This is a genomic window from Streptomyces lateritius, from assembly GCF_014649715.1.
In the GTDB taxonomy this organism is placed as follows: Bacteria; Actinomycetota; Actinomycetes; order Streptomycetales; family Streptomycetaceae; genus Streptomyces; species Streptomyces lateritius.
This window is the reverse complement of record NZ_BMTO01000004.1, coordinates 161819-182622: the sequence shown is the minus strand read 5'-3', so window position 1 is coordinate 182622 and position 20804 is coordinate 161819. Positions and strand designations below refer to the sequence as shown.

Below are 20804 nucleotides of genomic sequence, written 5' to 3'. Positions count from 1 at the left end.
GCGGCCCTCCTTGCCCGGCGGCGCTCCCCTTCGGGTGCGGCGCAACAAGTACCGACGAGCCTAGAGCGACTCCACGCCGGTTGGGAGATCGATTCGAGGTTTTGCTGGGTCGGAATGCGACGGCTGCGGATGCCCGTGGTTCCGGACATCCGCAGCCGGTGTGCGTTTACAGGTACTGACCGGTGTTCGCCACCGTGTCGATGGAGCGTCCGGTGTCCGCGCCTTGCTTTCCGGTGACGAGGGTGCGGATGAAGACGATCCGCTCGCCCTTCTTTCCGGAGATTCGGGCCCAGTCGTCGGGGTTGGTGGTGTTGGGGAGGTCCTCGTTCTCCTTGAACTCGTCCACGCAAGCCTGGAGGAGGTGGGAGACGCGAATGCCCTTCTGGTTGTGGTCGAGGAAGGCCTTGATGGCCATCTTCTTGGCCCGGTCGACGATGTTCTGGATCATCGCGCCGGAGTTGAAGTCCTTGAAGTAGAGGACTTCCTTGTCGCCGTTGGCGTACGTGACCTCGAGGAAGCGGTTCTCCTCGGATTCGGCGTACATCTGCTCGACGACCGACTGGATCATGGCGTGCGCCGCTGCGTCCTTCGAGCCGTGGTGCTCGGAGAGGTCGTCGGAGTGCAGCGGGAGGGTGGGCGTGAGGTACTTCGCGAAGATGTCCTTCGCGGCCTCCGCGTCCGGGCGCTCGATCTTGATCTTGACGTCGAGCCGGCCGGGCCGCAGGATCGCGGGGTCGATCATGTCCTCGCGGTTGGAGGCGCCGATGACGATGACGTTCTCCAGGCCCTCCACACCGTCGATCTCGGCGAGCAGCTGGGGGACGATGGTGTTCTCCACGTCCGAGCTGACTCCGGATCCGCGGGTGCGGAAGAGGGATTCCATCTCGTCGAAGAAGACGATGACGGGGGTGCCCTCGCTCGCCTTCTCCCGGGCACGCTGGAAGACCAGGCGGATGTGCCGCTCGGTCTCACCGACGTACTTGTTGAGGAGTTCGGGGCCCTTGATGTTCAGGAAGTAGGACTTCCCGGCGGGCTGGCCGGTCACCTCGGCGACCTTCTTGGCAAGGGAGTTGGCCACGGCCTTCGCGATCAGCGTCTTGCCGCAACCGGGCGGGCCGTAGAGCAGGATGCCCTTCGGCGGCCGCAGTTCGTGCTCCTTGAAGAGGTCGGGGTAGAGATAGGGCAGCTCGACCGCGTCGCGGATGAGTTCGATCTGGTTGCCCAGGCCGCCGATCTTGTCGTAGTCGACGTCGGGGACCTCTTCGAGGACGAGTTCTTCGACCTCGCTCTTGGGGACCACTTCGTAGACGTAGCCGGACCTGGGCTCCAGCAGCAGGGCGTCGCCGGGGCGGATGGTGATGTCCAGCAGCGGCTCGGCGAGCCTGACCACCCGTTCCTCGTCGGTGTGCCCGATCACCAGGGCGCGCTCGCCGTCCTCGAGGATCTCCTTGAGGGTGACGATGTCCCCGGCGCGCTCGAACTCCATGGCCTCGACCACGTTGAGCGCCTCGTTGAGCATGACTTCCTGGCCGCGCCGGAGCTCGTCGAGCTCGACGCTGGGACTGACGTTCACCCGGAGCTTGCGGCCCCCGGTGAAGATGTCGCACGTGCCGTCCTCGTTGGCCTGCAGGAAGACACCGAAGCCGGCCGGCGGCTGCGCGAGCCGGTCGACCTCCTCCTTGAGGGCCACGATCTGGTCGCGGGCCTCACGGAGTGTGTTGGCGAGCCGCTCGTTCTGCGCGGACACGCCGGCCAGGTTGGTCTGCAGCTCGACGATCCGCTCCTCGAGAATCCTCGTATGACGCGGAGAGTCGGCGAGCTTGCGGCGCAGGACGGCGATTTCCTGCTCGAGATAGGCAACCTGGCCGGCGGGGTCTTCAGACCCCCGCCCCGGCCGGATGCCGCGGTTGATGTCGTCGTCGTGGGCTGCCACGGTCCTCACCTCCTCCAAGGGGAGCTGGACGCTTCCTGACCCTACCTGCGTGGGTGGTGATTGAAACCCCTAGATCACAAAGACTGTGGGGTGTGTCCGATCTTCACCCTTGCGCTTCCCCTCACGCCAAGGGAATACCCACCCATCAACATCGGAAAGCGGGCGGTTGTATCGTCATCGGTGGTCAACACCCGTCAGGCTTGGCCGGACTTAGAAGAACGATCTTTTTCGACGCTCAGGAACGGCAGGAGACATGACCGTGCGGCACGAGGTCCCGACGACGGGCGCCGGTGAGGCGCTGGAGGTCTGGATCGACCAGGATCTCTGCACCGGGGACGGCATTTGCGTGCAGTACGCGCCCGAGGTCTTCGAGCTGGACATCGACGGGCTCGCGTATGTGAAGAGCGCGGACGACGAGCTGCTGCAGGACGCCGGGGCGACCACGCCGGTCCCGCTGCCGCTGCTTCAGGACGTGGTGGATTCCGCCAAGGAGTGCCCGGGCGACTGCATCCACGTACGCCGGGTGTCGGACAGCGTGGAGGTCTTCGGGCCCGACGCGGAGTGACGTATTCCGCACGCTGTGCTGTTACGCCCCGGTGGCGGCGGTCTGCGCGTCGCGCAGGAAGGCGCCGCCCTGCCAGCGCCAGGTGACGCGCTCCCGCTCGTCGGGGCAGCAGCTGGGTACGTCCGGGGAGGAGTAGCCGAGCAGCGTGGCGGTGATCACTCCGTCGCGCAGTGCGAGGCCGCCGACGTTCTTCTGCTGCGCGGGCTCCAGGAGGGTGGCCACCACACGCGCGGTGGTGTCCTCACCGTGGGTGAGGACGTAGATCCCGCTGGGCGGTGTGCCGGAGCCTGCTTCACAGTGCACGACTGCGACCGTTTCGGGGTTTCCGTCGCCGTCGAGGTCTCCGCGGGCCTGCCGCGCGACGGTGTCGGCCGCTCCCCCGCATTCCAGCGGGTAGTCGGCGGTGGTGGCGTCGGGGGCGGGGGCGGCGGCCGGGGCGGCCTTCGCACCCGCGGCGACCGTGCCGGTGGCGCTGCCCGTGGCGGTGGCGGAGTCGGGCTGCAGCAGGCCGGCGGTGGCGACGACGGCGGCCATGGCGGTCGCGGTGGCCAGCCAGTGCACCGGCCGGGCGTGGGTGTGCGCGAGGTCCGGGACGGCGGAGGGCTGCACGCGGGATGTCTCCTGTGAGGGTGGTGCGGAAGGAGTTGCGGGCATCGTGCCACACGTCACAGGTGGGTGGAACCGTCGGGGTGGGCCGAGTCTCCCGGATCCGGCGCAAAGATGCCGAACGTGAAGGTGCCGCCGCCGAGTTCTCCCCGGTGGGGCGGGAACTGGGCGGCGGCACACTCTCGTTGTCGGGGCGTCAGCCCTTGTTGGGGCCTTCGTAGTCCTCGCCGTAGGCGCCCTTGGCGGGGCGGCGGCGCCGCATCGGGGGCTCGACGCCGTCCGCGAGGCGGCGGGCGGTGACGAGGAAGCCGGTGTGGCCGATCATCCGGTGGTCCGGGCGGACGGCGAGGCCTTCGACGTGCCAGTTGCGGATCATGGATTCCCAGGGCTGCGGTTCGGCGTAGCAGCCGAACTCGCGGATGGACTCCACGGTGCGCGCGAGCTGGGTGGTGGTCGCCACGTAGCAGCAGAGGATGCCGCCGGGGACGAGGGCCTTGGAGACGGCTTCCAGGCACTCCCAGGGGGCGAGCATGTCAAGGATGACGCGGTCGACGTCCGTGTCGGACAGGTTGTCCTGGAGGTCGCCGACGGTCAGCTGCCACGCGGGGTGCGGGCCGCCGAAGTAGCGCTCGACGTTCCCCTTGGCGATCTCGGCGAAGTCCTCGCGGCGCTCGTAGGAGTGCAGCATGCCGCTGTCGCCGATGGCGCGGAGCAGGAAGCTGCTGAGCGAGCCCGAGCCCACGCCGGCTTCGACGACGCGCGCGCCGGGGAAGATGTCGGCGAAGGCCAGGATCTGCCCCGCGTCCTTGGGGTAGACCACGGCGGCGCCGCGGGGCATGGACAGGACGTAGTCGGGGAGCAGGGGGCGCAGCGCGAGGTAGGCGACGTTTCCCGTGGTACGGACAACACTGCCCTCGGGAGCACCGATCAGCTCGTCGTGGGGGAAGGAACCCTTGTGGGTGTGAAAGTTCTTCCCGGCCTCGAGCGTGAACGTGTAGTGGCGTCCCTTGGGGTCGGTGAGCTGGACCTGGTCCCCGACCTTGAAGGGCCCGCGACGGCGGGCGGCACCGGTCGGTTCGGACATGTGACCAGAGTACCGGGGTTACGAGGAGGGTCTTGCCATGGCCCGGACGAAGGCGCGTTCCACGTCGGCGGTGGACAGGACTCCGTAGATCTCTCCGGTGTCCTCGACGACGAGGTACTCGGTGGCGGGGCTGGCGCGCAGGTGGTCGAGCAGGGGTTGTCCGCTGAGCTCGGCGGGGACCCGCATGCCGTCGGTGAGGTCCTGGGTGAGGCCGCTGACGGCGACCCAGGGGCGGCGGTGCTGGGGGACGCCGGCGATGGCGGTCTCGCGGACGAGGCCGGTGGGGTTGCCGACGCCGTCGACGACGACGAGGGCGCGGGCTCCGGCCTCGTTGGCGCGGCGCAGGGCCTCGGAGAGCGGGGTGGCGGGTTCGACGGGGATGGCGCGGCGGGTGAGGCTGCGGGCGCCGAGTTCGGGGAGGTGTTCGCGTAGCCGGGCCATGCGGAGACTGTTGCCGGCGCCGGTCCAGATGATCGCCGCGAGGATGGCGGCGAGCAGGGCGTCGGTGACGGTGTCCATGCCGCTGATGTCGTCGGTGGAGTTGCCGAGGAGGCCGGTCCTGGTGAGGAGGGGCAGGCCGATGAGGACGGCGACGGCGAGGGCGCGGCCGACCCAGGCGGCGGCGACGGTGCCGCTCATGGGCTTGCCGGTGATCTTCCAGATGACGGCGCGGAGCATGCGGCCGCCGTCGAGCGGGAGGCCGGGGAGCAGGTTGAAGACCGCGACGATCAGGTTGGAGATCATCAGGCCGGCGAGGAGGACGCCGGGGACGGTGCCGGGCTCGACGGCGTAGAGAGTGAGATAGAAGACACCGGCGAGGACGAGGGAGAGGAGCGGGCCGACGAAGGCGAGGACGAATTCGCGGCCGGGGGTCTCGGTCTCCTTCTCGATCTCGGAGACTCCGCCGAAGAACTGGAGCTGGATGCGGCGCACCGGGAGTTTGAAGCGGAGCGCCGCGATGGTGTGGGCCAGTTCGTGGACGAGGACGGAGGCGTAGAAGGCGATGGCGAAGAAGAGGGAGACGAGGTAGCGGGCTCCGCCGAGTTCGGGCAGGACGCGCTGGATCTGGTCGCCGAAGACCCAGGTGATGAGGGCGGCGACGAGGAACCAGCTGGGGGCGACGTAGACGGGCACGCCGAAGGGGCGGCCCATGAGGATTCCTCCGCCGGGTTCCTCGGTCCGCCGGGTGCGGGCGGCGGCGGCCGGCGGTTCCGCGCCGTCGGACCGCGGCCGCTTGTTCTCGCCGCGCTCGTCGTCCTGGTTCACGGGTTCCTCTCGTCGCCTTCCGCCCGACCCACGTCGTGCGTCACTCTTCGATCATGCAGCGTGACGGGCTCCGCCGTCGATGGTATGCGGCTCGCTGTCGGTGGCGGGTCGTAGGGTCTGGGGCATGAGTACGAGCGAGCAGCCGCCTTCCGGGACCCGGACCCCGTCGTCGTTGTCGCCCTCGCGGGCGAGCGACTTCATGCAGTGTCCCCTGCTGTACCGGTTCCGGGTGATCGACCGGCTGCCGGAGAAGCCGAGCGAGGCGGCGACGCGGGGCACGCTGGTGCACGCGGTCCTCGAGCGGCTCTTCGACGATCCGGCGGTGGAGCGGACGGCGCCGCGGGCGAAGTCGATGATTCCCGCGCAGTGGGACCGGCTGCTCGAGTCGCGGCCGGAGCTGGGCGAGCTGTTCGCCGAGGACGCCGAGGGCGAGCGGCTGGCGCGCTGGCTGGGCGAGGCGGAGCAGCTGGTGGAGCGCTGGTTCACGCTGGAGGATCCGACGCGTCTGGAGCCGGCGGAGCGTGAGCTGTTCGTGGAGACGGAGCTGGAGTCGGGGCTTCGGCTGCGGGGGGTGATCGACCGGGTGGACGTGGCGCCCACGGGCGAGGTGCGGATCGTCGACTACAAGACGGGGAAGGCGCCGCGGCCGGAGTACAGCGAGGGGGCGCTGTTCCAGATGAAGTTCTACGCACTGGTGATCTGGCGGCTGAAGCGGGTGGTGCCGCGGCGGTTGCAGCTGGTGTATCTGGGCAGCGGGGACATGCTGACGTACGACCCGGTGGAGGCGGATCTGCTGCGGGTGGAGCGCAAGCTGCTCGCGCTGTGGGAGGCGATCCGGCTGGCGACGGAGACCGGGGAGTGGCGGCCGCGTCCGACGAAGCTGTGCGGGTGGTGCGATCACCAGGCGGTGTGCCCGGAGTTCGGCGGGACGCCGCCGGTGTATCCGCTGGAGATCGTCTCCGCGCGCCCGCCGGAGGCGGGCGAATCGGGTCAGGGCAGAATGGTGCCGGTCGAGCCCGCCCCCTGAAGGAGTTCCTGTGGCCATCCGCGTCCTACTGGTCGACGACCAGCCGCTGCTGCGCACCGGTTTCCGGATGATTCTGGAGGCGGAGCAGGACATCGCGGTCGTCGGTGAGGCCGGGGACGGTCTGCAGGCGCTGGACCAGGTGCGGGCGCTGCAGCCCGATGTGGTGCTGATGGACATCCGGATGCCGCGGATGGACGGGGTGGAGGCGACCCGGCAGATCACGGGTCCGGGCCGGGACGGTCCGGCGAAGGTGCTGGTGCTGACGACGTTCGACCTGGACGAGTACGTGGTGGAGGCGCTGCGGGCGGGGGCGAGCGGGTTCTTGCTGAAGGACGCTCCGGCCAATGAACTGGTGCAGGCGATCCGGGTGGTGGCGGCGGGTGAGGCGATGCTGGCGCCGTCGATCACGCGTCGGCTTCTGGACAAGTACTCGGCGCATCTGCCGTCGGGTGAGGAGCAGGTGCCGGACACGCTGAACACGCTGACCGACCGTGAGGTCGAGGTGCTGAAGCTGGTGGCGCGCGGGCTGTCGAACGCGGAGATCGCTGCCGATCTGTTCGTCAGTGAGACGACGGTGAAGACGCATGTGGGTCATGTGCTGACCAAGCTGGGTCTGCGGGACCGGGTGCAGGCGGCGGTGTACGCGTACGAGAGCGGTCTGGTCCGTCCGGGGGCGCAGTAGCCTCCAGGGGATGCCTGGGGTGAACGGGAAGGGGCCCGGCGCGCGTGGTGCGTGCCGGGCCCCTTCGTCGTGCGGGGAGGCTCCTTCGCCGTCCCGGAACGCCCCTTCGTCCTGCGAGGAGCCCTCTGGGCCGTGCGAGGGGGTCAGCTCTTCTTGAGCTCCCAGAAGCGGAAGACGGTCGAGGCGTCCAGGGTCCACTCGAGGCCGGTGACGTTGTCGCGGGCGACCGCGTACTGCTTGCCCTGCCACAGCGGGAGGATCGGCAGTTCTTCGGCGACGAGGTCCTGGATCCGGCCGAAGTCCTGGTCGGTGGTGGCGCGGTCGGCGGCGGCCGAGGTCTTGGGGATGAGGCTGCCGGTGATCGTGGTGTTCTGGTAGTTGTTGCCGAGGACGTTGCCCTCGCCGAAGAAGGGGGCGGTGAAGTTGTCGGCGTCGGGGTAGTCGGGCACCCAGCCCTTGACGTACACGCCGTACTTGCCGGCTTCGATGTCCTTCTCGTACTGCTCGAACTCGACCGACTGCACGGTGGCCTGGAACAGGCCGCTGGCGTTGAGCTGTTCGGCGATCGCCTTGAGCTCCTGGTCGGTGGCGGGGCCGTAGCGGCTCGGGGTGGACCAGAGGGTGAGCTTCACCTTGTCGGTGATGCCGGCCTCGCGGAGCGCCTTCTTGGCCTTGGCGGCGTCGGGGCGGCCGCCGTAGGTGTCGAAGAAGGCGGTGTTGTGGCCCGCTATGCCCGCCGGGACGATCGAGTACAGCGGGGTGGCGGTCGACTTGTAGACGTTCTGGACGAGTGCGTCGCGGTCGACGAGATGGGCGATGGCCTTGCGGACGCCGAGCTTGCCGACGACGGGGTCCTTGACGTTGAAGACCAGGTGCTGGACCTCGGCGCTGGTGCCCTGGACGACCTCGATGCCCTGGTCGTCCGTGGCGGCGGAGGCTTCGAGGGAGGCGACCTCGTCGGCGGCGAGGCCACGGTAGGCGACGTCGATCTCATTGTCGGCGAGGGCCTTGGAGAGGGCGGCGCGGTCGCCGCCGTAGAGCTTGAGGGTGACGCCGCCGTTCTTCGTCTCGGCGGTGCCCCGGTAGCCGGAGTTGACGGAGAAGACGGCCTCGGTGTCGCTGAGGGACTCCAGCTTGTACGGGCCTGAGCCGACCGCCTTGCCGTCGGTGCGCAGCGCGTCCTCGGCGTACTCGCGGTGGTCGACGATGGAGCCGGCGCCGGAGGCTATCTTGCTCGGGAAGGTGGCGTCGGGGGTCTTGAGGCGGAAGACGACGGTGCGGTCGTCGGGGGTCTCGATGGAGTCGATCGTGGCGAGCAGCGGTGCCGGGCCGGAGGGGGCGGCGATCTTCCGCGCGCGGTCGAAGGAGAACTTGACGTCCTTCGAGGTCAGCGGGTTGCCGTTGGAGAACTCCAGGCCCTCGCGCAGGGTGCAGCGGTAGACCTTGCTGCCTCCCTGGAAGTCGCACTTCTCGGCGGCCTCCGGCTCGGGCTCCGTGCTGCCCTTGGGGAAGCTGAGCAGGGACTGGAAGACGTTGTTGAACAGCAGCCAGGAGCCGGGGTCGTAACCGGCCGCGGGGTCGGTGGCGAGGACCTCGTCGGACATGCCGACGCGGACGTTGTCCCCGGAGCTCGCCGAGCCTCCACCCTGCTCGGCGCCGCAGCCACTGAGCAGGGCGGCGGACAGCCCCGCGGCGAGGGGAGCCGTCAGCCACTTGTTGTGCTTCACAGAACGTGCCTCTTGATCTCTTGCCAGGCCGGCCGCACGCCTGTGCGCGGCCGGTTGAAACGGAGCTGGTTGAGGGGTCAGGCGGTGCCGCGGCCGAGCTCCCACAGGAGCAGGTCCGAGGAGGTGTTGAGCGCCCATTCGACGCCGGTGACGTCGTCGCGGGCGGCGACGTACTGCTTGCCCTGCCACAGCGGCAGGACGGGCACGTCCTTGGCGACGATCTTCTGGATCTGCCCGAAGGTGGGGCCGGCGGCGGTGCGGTCGGCCGAGCGGCGCGACTGCGGGATCAACTGGTCGCGGACGGACTTGTTGACGTAGGGGGTGTTGAGGAAGTTGTCGGCGTCGAGGAAGGGGGCGATGTAGTTGTCCGGGTCGGGGAAGTCGGGGAACCAGCCCAGGCCGTAGACGGGGTAGTCGCCGCGCTTCTGCGCGGGCCGGAAGGTGGACCACTCGGCGCCCTGGACGGTGACGTCGAAGAGTCCGGTGGCGTTGAGCTGGCCGCGCAGCGTCTCGAACTCCTTCTTGGTGTCGGAGCCGTAGTGGTCGGTGGTGTAGTGCAGGGTCAGCTTCACCGGTGCGGTGACGCCGGCCTCGCGCAGAATGCCGCGCGCCCGGGCGGTGCTGGGCTCTCCGTAGGCGTCGAAGAAGGCGGTGGAGTGACCGGTGACGCTGGAGGGGATCAGCGAGTAGAGCGGCTGGGCGGTGGTGCCGTAGACCTCGCTGACGAGCCGGCCGCGGTCGACGACGGCGGCCATGGCCTGGCGGACGGCCTTGTCCTTGACGGAGGAGTCGGCGGTGTTGAAGGCGAGGTAGCGGATCTCCAGGCCGGGGACCTCGGTGAGCTCGATGCCCTCCTTGGGCTTCTCGGTGAGCTCCTTGACCTGGCCGAGCGACATGGCGCGGGTCATCATGTCGATCCGGCGGTCCTCGAGGGCCTTGTTCATGCTGTCCGCGTCGGCGAAGGAGCGCAGCTCGACCTTGTCGTTGCGCAGGGTCGCGTCGCCCTTGTACTTCTCGTTCCGGGTGAAGACGACCTTGGCGACGCGCTCGCCGTCGAGCTCCGCCTTCATGGTGTAGGGGCCGGATCCGTCGACCTCGAAGCCCTCGCGGAGCTTGTCGGCGCTGTACTTCTCCTTGCTGAGGATGCCGGCGACCGGGGTGGAGAGCTTGTACGGGAAGGTCGCGTCGGGCGTCTTGAGGTGGAAGACGATCTCGCGCTCGTTCTTGGTCTCGACGGCGTCGATGTTGGCGAGGAGTGCGGCGGTGCCGTTGTCGGACTTGATGGTGAGCACGCGCTCGACGGAGAACTTGACGTCCTCGGCGGTGACGGGGGTCCCGTCGGCGAAGGTGAGCCCTTCGCGCAGGGTGCAGCGGTAGCTCTCGCTGGCCCGGTCGCTGAAGGCGCAGCTCTCGGCGGCGTCGGGTACGGGCTCGCCGCCGCCGCGCGGGACGTGCATGAGGGTCTGGACGGTCTGCCGCAGGATGTTCCAGGCGCCGGTGTCGTAGGCGAAGGCCGGGTCGAGGGGCGCGGGGGCCTCGCTGGTGGCGAGGAACTGGTCCGTGGTGCCGACGACGATGGCTCCGCTCCCGTCCGATCCGCCACAGGCGACGAGCAGGGGGGCGAGCAGGCCGGCCACGGCCGGCAGCACCAGAGTCTTGCGGTTCATCCTGGACGTTCTCCTCATCCGGCACTGGGATACAGCGGGTACGGACTCCGCCGCCGGCCGCCCGGTCGGGGCGGAGGATCGGGCCGGGATGGTGTGCGATCGGTCCTGTGTTCGCGGCGACTTGGATGGGGCGCCGGGGCACACGGATGGTGCGGCGAAGTACTCGCGAAAGATTAGTGCGCGGCGCCGTATTGCCCGACCGCGGGCACCTGGACGAGTAATCGCACAGTGATCATGAATGCGGTGCGCTCGATAGTCATGCGCCGGTACGTTTCGTATGCGATGAGGCGAATCAGGACACACGGGGAGGGCGCAACCGCCGCGATCCGGACACCTGACGCAGACCGGCCACCCGCCGACCGGCACGCTGCGTGACCAACGTCACGTGGCGCCTTTTCGGCGAATGGCCGGTTCATTTCCCGCTCGGAATGCGGGCCGGAAAGCCAGGCTCAGAGAAAGCTCAAAGGATCGAAGACGCGAAGGGCCGAGCCGGCGAAGGCTCACGGCCCGGAGATCAGCGTCCGCAGGAAGGGGACGTCCACGTCCTCCAGCGAGCGGACCACGACCCGGCCCGGAGAGGGCGCGATGGGCGCGACGGAGGGCACGGCGACGACCCGGCAGCCGGCCGCCTCGGCGGCCGCCACACCCGTCGCGGTGTCCTCGATGACCGCGCACAGGGAGGGGTCGGCGCCGACCCCGTCGGCGGCGGTCAGGTAGGGCTCGGGGTCCGGCTTGGTGCGGACCACCTCGTCGCCGGCGACGCTCAGGGCGAAGCGGTCACGGCCCAGGGACGCCAGGATCTGGTCGATGATGCGCCGGTGGGAGGCGGAGACCAGAGCGGTCGGGATGTTGTGGTGGGCCAGCTCGGCGAGGAGCCGTTCGGCGCCCGGCATGAGTGGCACGCCGCGCTCGATGCGCTGCTCGAACTTCTCGTTCAGCAGCACCGTGAGTTCGGGGAGGGTGATGTCGGCGCCGGTGGCCTCGATGAGGTAGCCAGCGCTGCGGGTCATGGGGCCGCCCACGACGATGTCGCGCCAGGACTCCTCCAGCCGGTGCCCGAGGGCGGCGAAGGCCTCCACCTCCGCCTCCCACCAGAATCCCTCGGTGTCGACGAGGGTGCCGTCCATGTCGAGGAAGACCGCCTGCAGGGCGGAGCTTCCGTTGGTGCGGAACAAGGACGCGGGGACCGTACTGGTCATCCGGCACACCTCCATGGAGGGACGAGAAGGCCGGCCCCCCTCCCCGGTACGGAGAAGGAGACCGGCCTGCACTGGGCCGACAAGTGTACGTCCCGATCGCCCGGGACGCGGGTATTTACCCCTCGCGTGTGCCGGACGCCTCAGCGTGCGTTGAAGTACTTCGCCTCGGGGTGGTGGATGACGATCGCGTCCGTGGACTGCTCCGGGTGGAGCTGGAACTCCTCGGAGAGCTGGACGCCGATCCGCTCGGGCCGGAGCAGGTCGGCGATCTTCGCACGGTCCTCCAGGTCGGGGCAGGCACCGTAGCCCAGGGAGAAGCGCGCGCCGCGGTACTTCAGCGCGAACATGTCCTCCACGTCGGCGGGGTCCTCGCCCGCGAAGCCGAGCTCGGAGCGCACGCGCGCGTGCCAGTACTCGGCGAGCGCTTCGGCCAGCTGGACGGACAGGCCGTGCAGCTCCAGGTAGTCGCGGTAGGAGTCGGACTCGAAGAGCTTGGCGGTGGCCTCGCCGATCCGGGAGCCGACGGTGACGACCTGGAGGCCGACGACATCGGTCTCGCCGGACTCCTCCGGGCGGAAGAAGTCGGCCAGGCACAGGCGCCTGCCGCGGCGCTGGCGCGGGAAGGTGAAGCGGGTGCGCTCATTGCCGGCGTCGTCGAGGATGATCAGGTCGTCACCCTTGGAGACGCAGGGGAAGTAGCCGTGGACGACGGCCGCCTCCAGCAGGTTCTCGGTGTGCAGGCGCTCCAGCCAGCCGCGCAGCCGCGGCCGGCCCTCGCTCTCCACCAGTTCCTCGTACGAGGGTCCGTCACCGGTCCGGTTCTGCTTGAGGCCCCACTGGCCCTTGAAGAGGGCGCCTTCGTCGAGCCAGCTCGCGTACTCCTTGAGCTGGATGCCCTTGACGACCCGGGTGCCCCAGAACGGCGGGGTGGGCACGGGGTTGTCGGTGGCGACGTCCGAGCGGCCGGCCGGCTCCGGCTCGTCGACCTCGGGGGCCGAGGCGCGCTGGGCGACCCGGCGCTGCTTGAGCTCGGGCAGTGCCGCCCCGGGCACGCCGCGCTTGACGGCGATGAGGGCGTCCATGAGCCGCAGGCCCTCGAAGGCGTCCCGGGCGTAACGGACCTCGCCCTGGTAGATCTCGTGCAGGTCCTGCTCGACGTAGGCGCGGGTCAGGGCGGCTCCGCCGAGGATGACCGGGAAGTCGGCGGCCAGGCCGCGCTGGTTCAGCTCCTCCAGGTTCTCCTTCATGATCACCGTGGACTTGACCAGCAGGCCGGACATGCCGATCACGTCGGCCCGGTGCTCCTCGGCCGCGTCGAGGATCGCGGAGACGGGCTGCTTGATGCCCAGGTTCACCACGTTGTAGCCGTTGTTGGAGAGGATGATGTCGACGAGGTTCTTGCCGATGTCGTGGACGTCGCCGCGGACGGTGGCGAGCACGATCGTGCCCTTTCCGTCGTCGTCGGTCTTCTCCATGTGCGGTTCGAGGTAGGCCACGGCGGTCTTCATGACCTCGGCGGACTGCAGCACGAACGGCAGCTGCATCTGGCCGGAGCCGAAGAGCTCGCCGACGACCTTCATTCCGTCGAGCAGCGTCTCGTTGACGATGTCGAGGGCGGGGCGGGTCGTCAGGGCCTCGTCGAGGTCGGCCTCCAGGCCGTTCTTCTCCCCGTCGATGATGCGGCGCTTGAGGCGCTCCTCCAGCGGGAGGGCGAGCAGTTCCTCCGCCTTGCCGGCCTTGAGGGACTTGGTGGTGGCGCCCTCGAAGAGCGCCATCAGCTTCTGCAGCGGGTCGTAGCCCTCGGAGCGCCGGTCGTAGATCAGGTCGAGGGCGGTGGTGACCTGCTCGTCGTCGAAGCGGGCGATCGGCAGGATCTTGGAGGCGTGCACGATCGCCGAGTCAAGGCCCGCCTTGACGCACTCGTCGAGGAAGACGGAGTTGAGCAGGATGCGCGCGGCCGGGTTGAGGCCGAAGGAGATGTTGGAGAGGCCGAGGGTCGTCTGCACGTCCGGGTGGCGGCGCTTGAGCTCGCGGATGGCCTCGATGGTGGCCACGCCGTCCTTGCGGGACTCCTCCTGCCCGGTGCAGATGGTGAAGGTGAGGGTGTCGATGAGGATGTCCGACTCGTGGATGCCCCAGTTGTCGGTGAGGTCGGCGATGATCCGCTCGGCGATGGCGACCTTGTTCTCGACGGTGCGGGCCTGGCCCTCCTCGTCGATGGTGAGCGCGATCAGCGCGGCGCCGTGTTCCTGGGCCAGTCGGGTGACCTTGGCGAAGCGGGAGTCGGGGCCGTCGCCGTCCTCGTAGTTGACGGAGTTGATGACGGCGCGGCCGCCGAGCTTCTCCAGGCCGGCCCGCAGGACGTCGACCTCGGTGGAGTCGAGGACGATCGGAAGGGTGGAGGCGGTGGCGAAGCGGCCGGCGAGCTCCTCCATGTCGGCGACGCCGTCGCGGCCCACGTAGTCGACGCAGAGGTCGAGCATGTGCGCGCCCTCGCGGATCTGGTCGCGGGCCATCTCGACGCAGTCGTCCCAGCGGCCTTCGAGCATGGCCTCGCGGAACTTCTTGGAGCCGTTGGCGTTGGTCCGCTCACCGATCGCCATGTAGGCGGTGTCCTGGCGGAACGGGACCGTCTGGTAGAGGGACGCGGCGCCGGGCTCGGGCCGGGGGTCGCGGACGGCCGGGGCGAGGTCGCGGACCCGCTCGACGACCTGGCGCAGGTGCTCCGGCGTCGTACCGCAGCAGCCGCCGACGAGAGAGAGCCCGTACTCGCGGACGAAGGTCTCCTGGGCGTCGGCGAGCTCGACCGGGCTCAGCGGGTAGTGCGCGCCGTTCTTTCCGAGGACGGGCAGTCCGGCGTTGGGCATGCAGGAGAGCGGGATACGGGAGTGGCGGGCGAGATAGCGCAGGTGCTCGCTCATCTCGGCGGGGCCGGTGGCGCAGTTGAGGCCGATCATGTCGATGCCCAGCGGCTCCAGGGCCGTCAGGGCGGCTCCGATCTCGGAGCCCAGCAGCATGGTGCCGGTGGTCTCGACGGTCACGGAACAGATCAGCGGTACGTCGAGGCCGAGCGCGTCCAGGGCGCGGCGGGCACCGATGACGGAGGCCTTGGTCTGCAGCAGGTCCTGGGTCGTCTCCACGAGCAGCGCGTCGGCACCGCCGGCGAGCATGCCCTCGGCGTTCTGCTGGTAGGCGTCGCGCAGGGTGGTGTACGGGGCGTGGCCCAGGGTGGGCAGCTTGGTGCCGGGGCCCATGGAGCCCAGGACCCAGCGCTGCTGCCCGGTGGAGGCGGTGAACTCGTCGGCGACCTCGCGGGCGATCCGGGCGCCCGCCTCGGACAGTTCGTGGACGCGGTCGGCGATGTCGTACTCGGCGAGCGCCGCGAAGTTCGCGCCGAAGGTGTTGGTCTCGACGCAGTCCACGCCCGCGGCGAAGTACTCCTGGTGCACCGAGCGGACGATGTCCGGGCGGGTCACGTTCAGGATCTCGTTGCAGCCTTCGAGGTTCTCGAAGTCCTCGAGGGTGGGGTCCTGGGCCTGGAGCATGGTGCCCATGGCTCCGTCGGCCACGACCACGCGGGTCGCGAGTGCCTCGCGGAGAGTTGCGGCGCGGTTCCGGCTGTCGGCGGAAGGGGTTGGCGACGAGGCCATGGATGAGCTCCCTGGGATGCGACGGCTGTCGGCTTTGCACCTTCGGAGGAGGGTGCACGGGGCCAGCGTAACCGTGCGGGTGCCGGCTGGACATGGCGTCCCAAGGGCCGGACGGCATTCTGTGTGCGGAGACTCCCGGTCACACCTGTTCTTGAACGACACTGTCCAGGTATCGAGTGGTCGACATCGACCGATAGTGTTCAGCATTGTCGAACAGCATGATCCACGTGATCCTGTCCGTAGGATCCACCGGAACCACCGGGATCAGGGAGAGGGAGAAGGGCCGGGCGATGGCGAAGAACATCCAGTCGCTTGAACGAGCGGCGGCGATGCTGCGACTGCTCGCGGGCGGCGAGCGCCGGCTCGGCCTGTCCGACATCGCCTCCTCCCTGGGCCTGGCCAAGGGGACGGCGCACGGCATCCTGCGCACGCTGCAGGCCGAGGGCTTCGTGGAACAGGACGCCCCCTCGGGCCGCTACCAGCTGGGCGCGGAGCTGCTGCGGCTCGGCAACAGCTACCTGGACGTCCACGAGCTGCGGGCCCGGGCGCTGGTCTGGACGGACGATCTGGCGCGCTCCAGCGGCGAGAGCGTCCACCTGGGCGTGCTCCACCAGCAGGGCGTACTCATCGTGCACCACGTCTTCCGGCCGGACGACAGTCGCCAGGTCCTGGAGGTGGGGGCGATGCAGCCGCTGCACTCCACAGCCCTGGGCAAGGTGATCTCCGCGTACGACCCCGTGGCGCACAGTGAGGTGCTGGAGGTGCCGCGGGAGGGGTTCACGCCCCGCACGGTGACCGACCTGACGGAGTTCGAGTCCCTGCTCGACATGACCCGCGCGCGCGGGTGGGCCGCCGACGTGGAGGAGACCTGGGAGGGCGTGGCCTCGGTGGCCGCGCCGATCCACGACCGGCGCCGGATGCCGGTGGGCGCGGTGGCGATCACGGGCGCCGTGGAGCGGGTCTGCGACGAGGGCGAGCTGCGCTCCGAGCTGATCGCTGCGGTACGGGACTGCGCCCGGGCCGTCTCCCGCGACCTGGGCGCCGGGCGCTTCTGACCAGAGACTTCCGCACGGAGGTACGCGAACCTCACGCTCTCGACGACCCGGCCCGGCGCCTCACGGCGGCCGGGCCTTCGCGCCTCCGGAGGCGCCCGCGCGACGCGTGGGTAACGATCGGGTCATGCGGGACGGAATCGGCCACAGAACCCTTGACGCGCTGTTAAGCCGGGGGCAAAACTTCCGTTCATCGGTCGGCATTGTCGAACACCTACCGGCAATACGCGCTAGGGTGTGACAGTGCCAAGGGCCGGCAACGCCCTCACATGAGGGCGCGGACCACCGGAGGGACCCGGGGTTCGCCTTCCCCTGGACGAAGGACAAAGGAGTCGCGGGTGTCCAGCTCCGACATCTTCATCGGCGAGATCATTGGTACCGCCGTACTCATCCTGCTCGGCGGCGGCGTGGTCGCCGCCGTTGTGCTCAAGCGCTCGAAGGCGCAGAACGCCGGCTGGCTCGCCATCACCTTCGGGTGGGGCTTCGCGGTCATGACGGCCGTCTACATGACGGGTACCCTCTCCGGCGCCCACCTCAACCCGGCGGTCACGGTCGGTATCGCGATCAAGGACGGGGACTGGAGCAACGTTCCGGTCTACTTCGCCGGCCAGCTGCTCGGCGCCATGCTCGGTGCCGTGCTCGTCTGGATCGCCTACTACGGGCAGTTCCAGGCTCACCTCACGGACCCGGAGATCCTCTCCGCGCCGCCGCACGAGGAAGGCATGGTCGACCAGAAGGCCGCCCCGAAGGCCGGCCCGGTGCTCGGCGTCTTCTCCACCGGCCCCGAGGTCCGCAACGTCTGGCAGAACCTGGCCACCGAGATCATCGGCACGGTCGTGCTCGTCCTCGCGGTGCTGACGCAGGGACTCAACGACAGCGGCAAGGGCCTCGGCGTCATCGGCGCCCTGATCACGGCCTTCGTCGTGGTCTCCATCGGCCTCTCGCTCGGGGGCCCGACCGGCTACGCCATCAACCCGGCCCGCGACCTCGGTCCGCGCATCGTGCACGCTCTGCTCCCGCTGCCGAACAAGGGCGGCTCCGACTGGAGCTACGCCTGGATCCCGGTCGCCGGTCCACTGATCGGTGGAGCCCTCGCGGCGGGTATCTACAACCTCGCGTTCGCCTGAGCCGTACAGCAGTAGTCGTAGCCGTACACCTGAGACCTCCTTGGAGCACTCCGTGACCGACGCACACACCAGCGGCCCGTTCATCGCCGCCATCGACCAGGGCACGACCTCGTCCCGCTGCATCGTCTTCGACAAGGACGGCCGGATCGTCTCGGTCGACCAGAAGGAACACGAGCAGATCTTCCCGAAGCCGGGCTGGGTGGAGCACGACGCCGCCGAGATCTGGACCAACGTCCAGGAAGTCGTCGCGGGCGCCATCGAGAAGGGCGGCATCTCCGCCGCCGACGTCAAGGCCATCGGCATCACCAACCAGCGCGAGACCACCCTGCTCTGGGACAAGAACACCGGTGAGCCCGTCCACAACGCCCTCGTCTGGCAGGACACCCGCACCGACTCCCTCTGCAAGGAGCTGGGCCGCAACGTCGGCCAGGACCGCTTCCGCCGCGAGACCGGCCTGCCGCTGGCGAGCTACTTCTCCGGCCCGAAGGTCCGCTGGCTCCTGGACAACGTCGAGGGCCTGCGCGAGCGCGCCGAGCGCGGCGACATCCTCTTCGGCACCATGGACTCCTGGGTCATCTGGAACCTGACCGGCGGCGTCGACGGCGGCCACCACGTCACGGACGTGACCAACGCGTCGCGCACCATGCTGATGAACCTGCACACCATGGAGTGGGACGACAAGATCCTGCAGTCCATGGAGATCCCGGCGGCCGTGCTGCCCGAGATCCGCTCCTCCGCCGAGGTCTACGGCCACGTCAAGGGCGGCGTCCTGGACGGCATCCCGGTCGCCTCCGCGCTCGGCGACCAGCAGGCCGCCCTGTTCGGCCAGACGTGTTTCGCCGAGGGCGAGGCCAAGTCCACGTACGGCACCGGCACCTTCCTGCTGATGAACACCGGCGAGAAGATCATCAACTCGTACTCCGGGCTCATCACCACCGTCGGTTACAAGATCGGTGAGGACGCTCCGGTGTACGCCCTGGAGGGCTCCATCGCCGTCACCGGTTCGCTGGTGCAGTGGATGCGCGACCAGATGGGCCTGATCAAGTCCGCCGCCGAGATCGAGACCCTCGCGTCCTCGGTCGAGGACAACGGCGGCGCCTACTTCGTGCCGGCCTTCTCCGGCCTGTTCGCCCCGTACTGGCGCTCCGACGCCCGCGGTGTGATCGCCGGCCTCACCCGGTACGTCACCAAGGCGCACATCGCCCGCGCCGTCCTCGAGGCCACCGCCTGGCAGACCCGTGAGATCACCGACGCCATGACGAAGGACTCCGGCGTCGAGCTGACCGCGCTCAAGGTCGACGGCGGCATGACCTCCAACAACCTGCTGATGCAGACGCTCTCGGACTTCCTGGACGCGCCGGTCGTGCGTCCGATGGTCGCCGAGACCACCTGCCTCGGCGCCGCCTACGCCGCCGGCCTGGCCGTCGGCTTCTGGCCGGACACCGACGCCCTGCGTGCCAACTGGCGCCGGGCCGCCGAGTGGACCCCCCGCATGGACGCCGAGAAGCGTGACGCCGAGTACAAGAGCTGGCTGAAGGCCGTCGAGCGTTCCATGGGCTGGCTCGAAGAAGAGAACTGACGAGGAGTTAGCGACATGACCACCCTGCAGAGCGTCCCCGCCCTGGGGACGCGCCCGGCTGCCGGTTCCCTGCCGAGCCGCGCCGAGACCCGGGAACAGCTTTCCAAGGCGACGTACGACCTCCTGGTGATCGGCGGCGGCATCCTGGGCATCTCCACCGCCTGGCACGCCGCGCAGTCCGGTCTGCGGGTGGCCCTGGTGGACGCCGGCGACTTCGCCGGCGCCACCTCCTCCGCCTCCTCCAAGCTGCTCCACGGCGGTCTGCGCTACCTGCAGACCGGCGCGGTGAAGCTGGTCGCGGAGAACCACTTCGAGCGGCGTGCGGTCTCCCGTCAGGTGGCACCGCACCTCGCCAACCCCCTCACCTTCTACCTCCCCGTCTACAAGGGCGGCCCGCACGGCGCGGCCAAGCTCGGCGCGGGCGTGTTCGCCTACAGCGCGCTCTCCGCCTTCGGTGACGGCGTCGGCCACCTGCTCAGCCCCGCCAAGGCCGCGCAGGACGTGCCGGAGCTGCGCACCGACAACCTGAAGGCCGTGGCCGTCTACGGCGACGACCAGATGAACGACGCCCGGATGGCGCTGATGACCGTCCGCGCCGCGGTCGCGGCCGGTGCCACGGTCCTCAACCACGCCGAGGTCACCGGCCTGCGCTTCACCAGGGGCCGGGTCACGGGCGCTGAGCTCAAGGACCGCACCAGCGGCGACGAGTTCGGCGTCACCGCCCGTCTCGTGCTCAACGCGACCGGGCCGTGGGTCGACCACCTGCGCAAGATGGAGGACCCGAACGCGGCCCCCTCCATCCGTCTCTCCAAGGGGGCGCACCTGGTCCTGAAGCGGACCTCCCCGTGGAAGGCCGCGCTGGCCACCCCGATCGACAAGTACCGCATCACCTTCGCCCTCCCCTGGGAGGACATGCTGCTGCTCGGCACGACCGACGAGGAGTACGAGGGCGACCCCGGCAAGGTCGAGGTCACCGAGAAGGACACCGCCCAGATCCTGGACGAGGCCGCCTTCTCCATACGCGACCAGCAGCTGTCGCGCGATCTGATCACCTACTCCTTCGCGGGTCTGCGGGTACTCCCGGGCGGCCCCGGCGACACCTCCAAGGCCAAGCGCGAGACGGTCGTCACCGAGGGCCGCGGCGGCATGCTGTCGGTGGCCGGCGGCAAGTGGACGACCTTCCGTCACATCGGCCGTACGGTCATGAAGAAGCTGGAGTCCCTCCCGGGCCACCCGCTCGGCGAGGACTACGAGTCGGTCTCGACGCTGCCCAAGCGGCTCCCGCTGCCCGGCATCGCCAACCCCGACGCGGTCGTGCACCGGCTCCTCGTCGACGGTCCCGCGCCCGGCCCGCGGATGGCCGCCGACACCGCCAAGCACCTGGCGACGCACTACGGTTCGCTCTCCTTCGACATCGCGCGGATGGCGAACGAGAACCCGGAGCTCGGCGAGCGCATCCACCCGGACGCCCCGGAGATCTGGGCCCAGGTCGCCTACGCCCGTGACCACGAGTGGGCCGAGACGGCCGACGACGTCTTGCGCCGCCGTACGACGCTCACGATCCGCGGTCTGGCGACGGACGAGATCCGCAGCAAGGTGGAGGGCATGCTGAACCGCTGACATGCGGCCCGGCGGTAAGG

The 20804-nt window shown here is 69.5% G+C and carries 15 protein-coding genes; 7 read left to right on the top strand and 8 right to left on the bottom strand.

From position 1 onward, the window contains the following. Window positions 1–166: 166 nt before the first annotated feature. The gene (gene arc / locus IE136_RS09730) at window positions 167–1933 is read right to left on the bottom strand and encodes a proteasome ATPase (RefSeq protein WP_158985693.1); all 1767 of its coding nucleotides are present in this window, start codon (window positions 1931–1933) and stop codon (window positions 167–169) included. Between the two features lie 253 nt (window positions 1934–2186). Between arc and IE136_RS09725 the strand changes: the two genes are divergently transcribed. Further along, window positions 2187–2498, top strand: coding sequence for a ferredoxin (locus IE136_RS09725; RefSeq protein WP_158985695.1), 312 nt, complete (start codon window positions 2187–2189; stop codon window positions 2496–2498). A 21-nt stretch (window positions 2499–2519) separates the two neighbouring features. On the opposite strand, the gene IE136_RS09720 is transcribed toward IE136_RS09725, so the two are convergent. The 3 genes from IE136_RS09720 to IE136_RS09710 form a co-directional block, all read right to left on the bottom strand. After that, window positions 2520–3107 (bottom strand): hypothetical protein, encoded by a 588-nt coding sequence (locus tag IE136_RS09720; RefSeq protein WP_158985697.1) that lies wholly within the window; start codon window positions 3105–3107, stop codon window positions 2520–2522. A gap of 193 nt (window positions 3108–3300) precedes the next feature. Next, window positions 3301–4188: a tRNA (adenine-N1)-methyltransferase gene (locus tag IE136_RS09715; protein WP_019884997.1), complete on the bottom strand. Its 888-nt coding sequence runs from the start codon at window positions 4186–4188 to the stop codon at window positions 3301–3303. An 18-nt stretch (window positions 4189–4206) separates the two neighbouring features. Then, window positions 4207–5454, bottom strand: a complete 1248-nt coding sequence (locus tag IE136_RS09710; RefSeq protein WP_158985699.1) for a site-2 protease family protein — start codon at window positions 5452–5454, stop codon at window positions 4207–4209. 124 nt (window positions 5455–5578) lie between these two features. Between IE136_RS09710 and IE136_RS09705 the strand changes: the two genes are divergently transcribed. Both IE136_RS09705 and IE136_RS09700 read left to right on the top strand, forming a co-directional pair. Beyond that, on the top strand, window positions 5579–6481 hold the full coding sequence (locus IE136_RS09705; RefSeq protein WP_189600114.1) for a RecB family exonuclease: 903 nt from the start codon (window positions 5579–5581) through the stop codon (window positions 6479–6481). A gap of 10 nt (window positions 6482–6491) precedes the next feature. Beyond that, window positions 6492–7163, top strand: coding sequence for a response regulator (locus IE136_RS09700; RefSeq protein WP_158985703.1), 672 nt, complete (start codon window positions 6492–6494; stop codon window positions 7161–7163). A 143-nt stretch (window positions 7164–7306) separates the two neighbouring features. On the opposite strand, the gene IE136_RS09695 is transcribed toward IE136_RS09700, so the two are convergent. From IE136_RS09695 to metH, 4 genes are all read right to left on the bottom strand, one after another. After that, window positions 7307–8890 (bottom strand): ABC transporter substrate-binding protein, encoded by a 1584-nt coding sequence (locus tag IE136_RS09695; protein WP_229818745.1) that lies wholly within the window; start codon window positions 8888–8890, stop codon window positions 7307–7309. 77 nt (window positions 8891–8967) lie between these two features. Next, complete coding sequence (locus tag IE136_RS09690; protein ID WP_158985707.1) at window positions 8968–10557, bottom strand: ABC transporter substrate-binding protein; 1590 nt, start codon at window positions 10555–10557, stop codon at window positions 8968–8970. A gap of 500 nt (window positions 10558–11057) precedes the next feature. Then, entirely contained in the window at window positions 11058–11756 is a 699-nt protein-coding gene (locus IE136_RS09685) for an HAD family hydrolase (RefSeq protein WP_158985709.1), read from the bottom strand. Window positions 11757–11896: 140 nt separating this feature from the next. After that, window positions 11897–15406, bottom strand: coding sequence for a methionine synthase (gene metH / locus IE136_RS09680; RefSeq protein ID WP_189600112.1), 3510 nt, complete (start codon window positions 15404–15406; stop codon window positions 11897–11899). Between the two features lie 290 nt (window positions 15407–15696). Between metH and IE136_RS09675 the strand changes: the two genes are divergently transcribed. From IE136_RS09675 to IE136_RS09660, 4 genes are all read left to right on the top strand, one after another. After that, on the top strand, window positions 15697–16461 hold the full coding sequence (locus IE136_RS09675; RefSeq protein ID WP_158994086.1) for an IclR family transcriptional regulator: 765 nt from the start codon (window positions 15697–15699) through the stop codon (window positions 16459–16461). Between the two features lie 335 nt (window positions 16462–16796). Continuing rightward, window positions 16797–17585, top strand: a complete 789-nt coding sequence (locus IE136_RS09670) for an MIP/aquaporin family protein (protein ID WP_189600111.1) — start codon at window positions 16797–16799, stop codon at window positions 17583–17585. 52 nt (window positions 17586–17637) lie between these two features. Beyond that, complete coding sequence (gene glpK, locus IE136_RS09665) at window positions 17638–19164, top strand: glycerol kinase GlpK (RefSeq protein WP_158985715.1); 1527 nt, start codon at window positions 17638–17640, stop codon at window positions 19162–19164. Between the two features lie 15 nt (window positions 19165–19179). Beyond that, window positions 19180–20784 carry a glycerol-3-phosphate dehydrogenase/oxidase gene (locus tag IE136_RS09660; protein WP_189600110.1) on the top strand — a complete coding sequence of 535 codons (1605 nt, stop codon included), beginning with the start codon at window positions 19180–19182 and terminating at the stop codon, window positions 20782–20784. Window positions 20785–20804 lie beyond the last annotated feature (20 nt).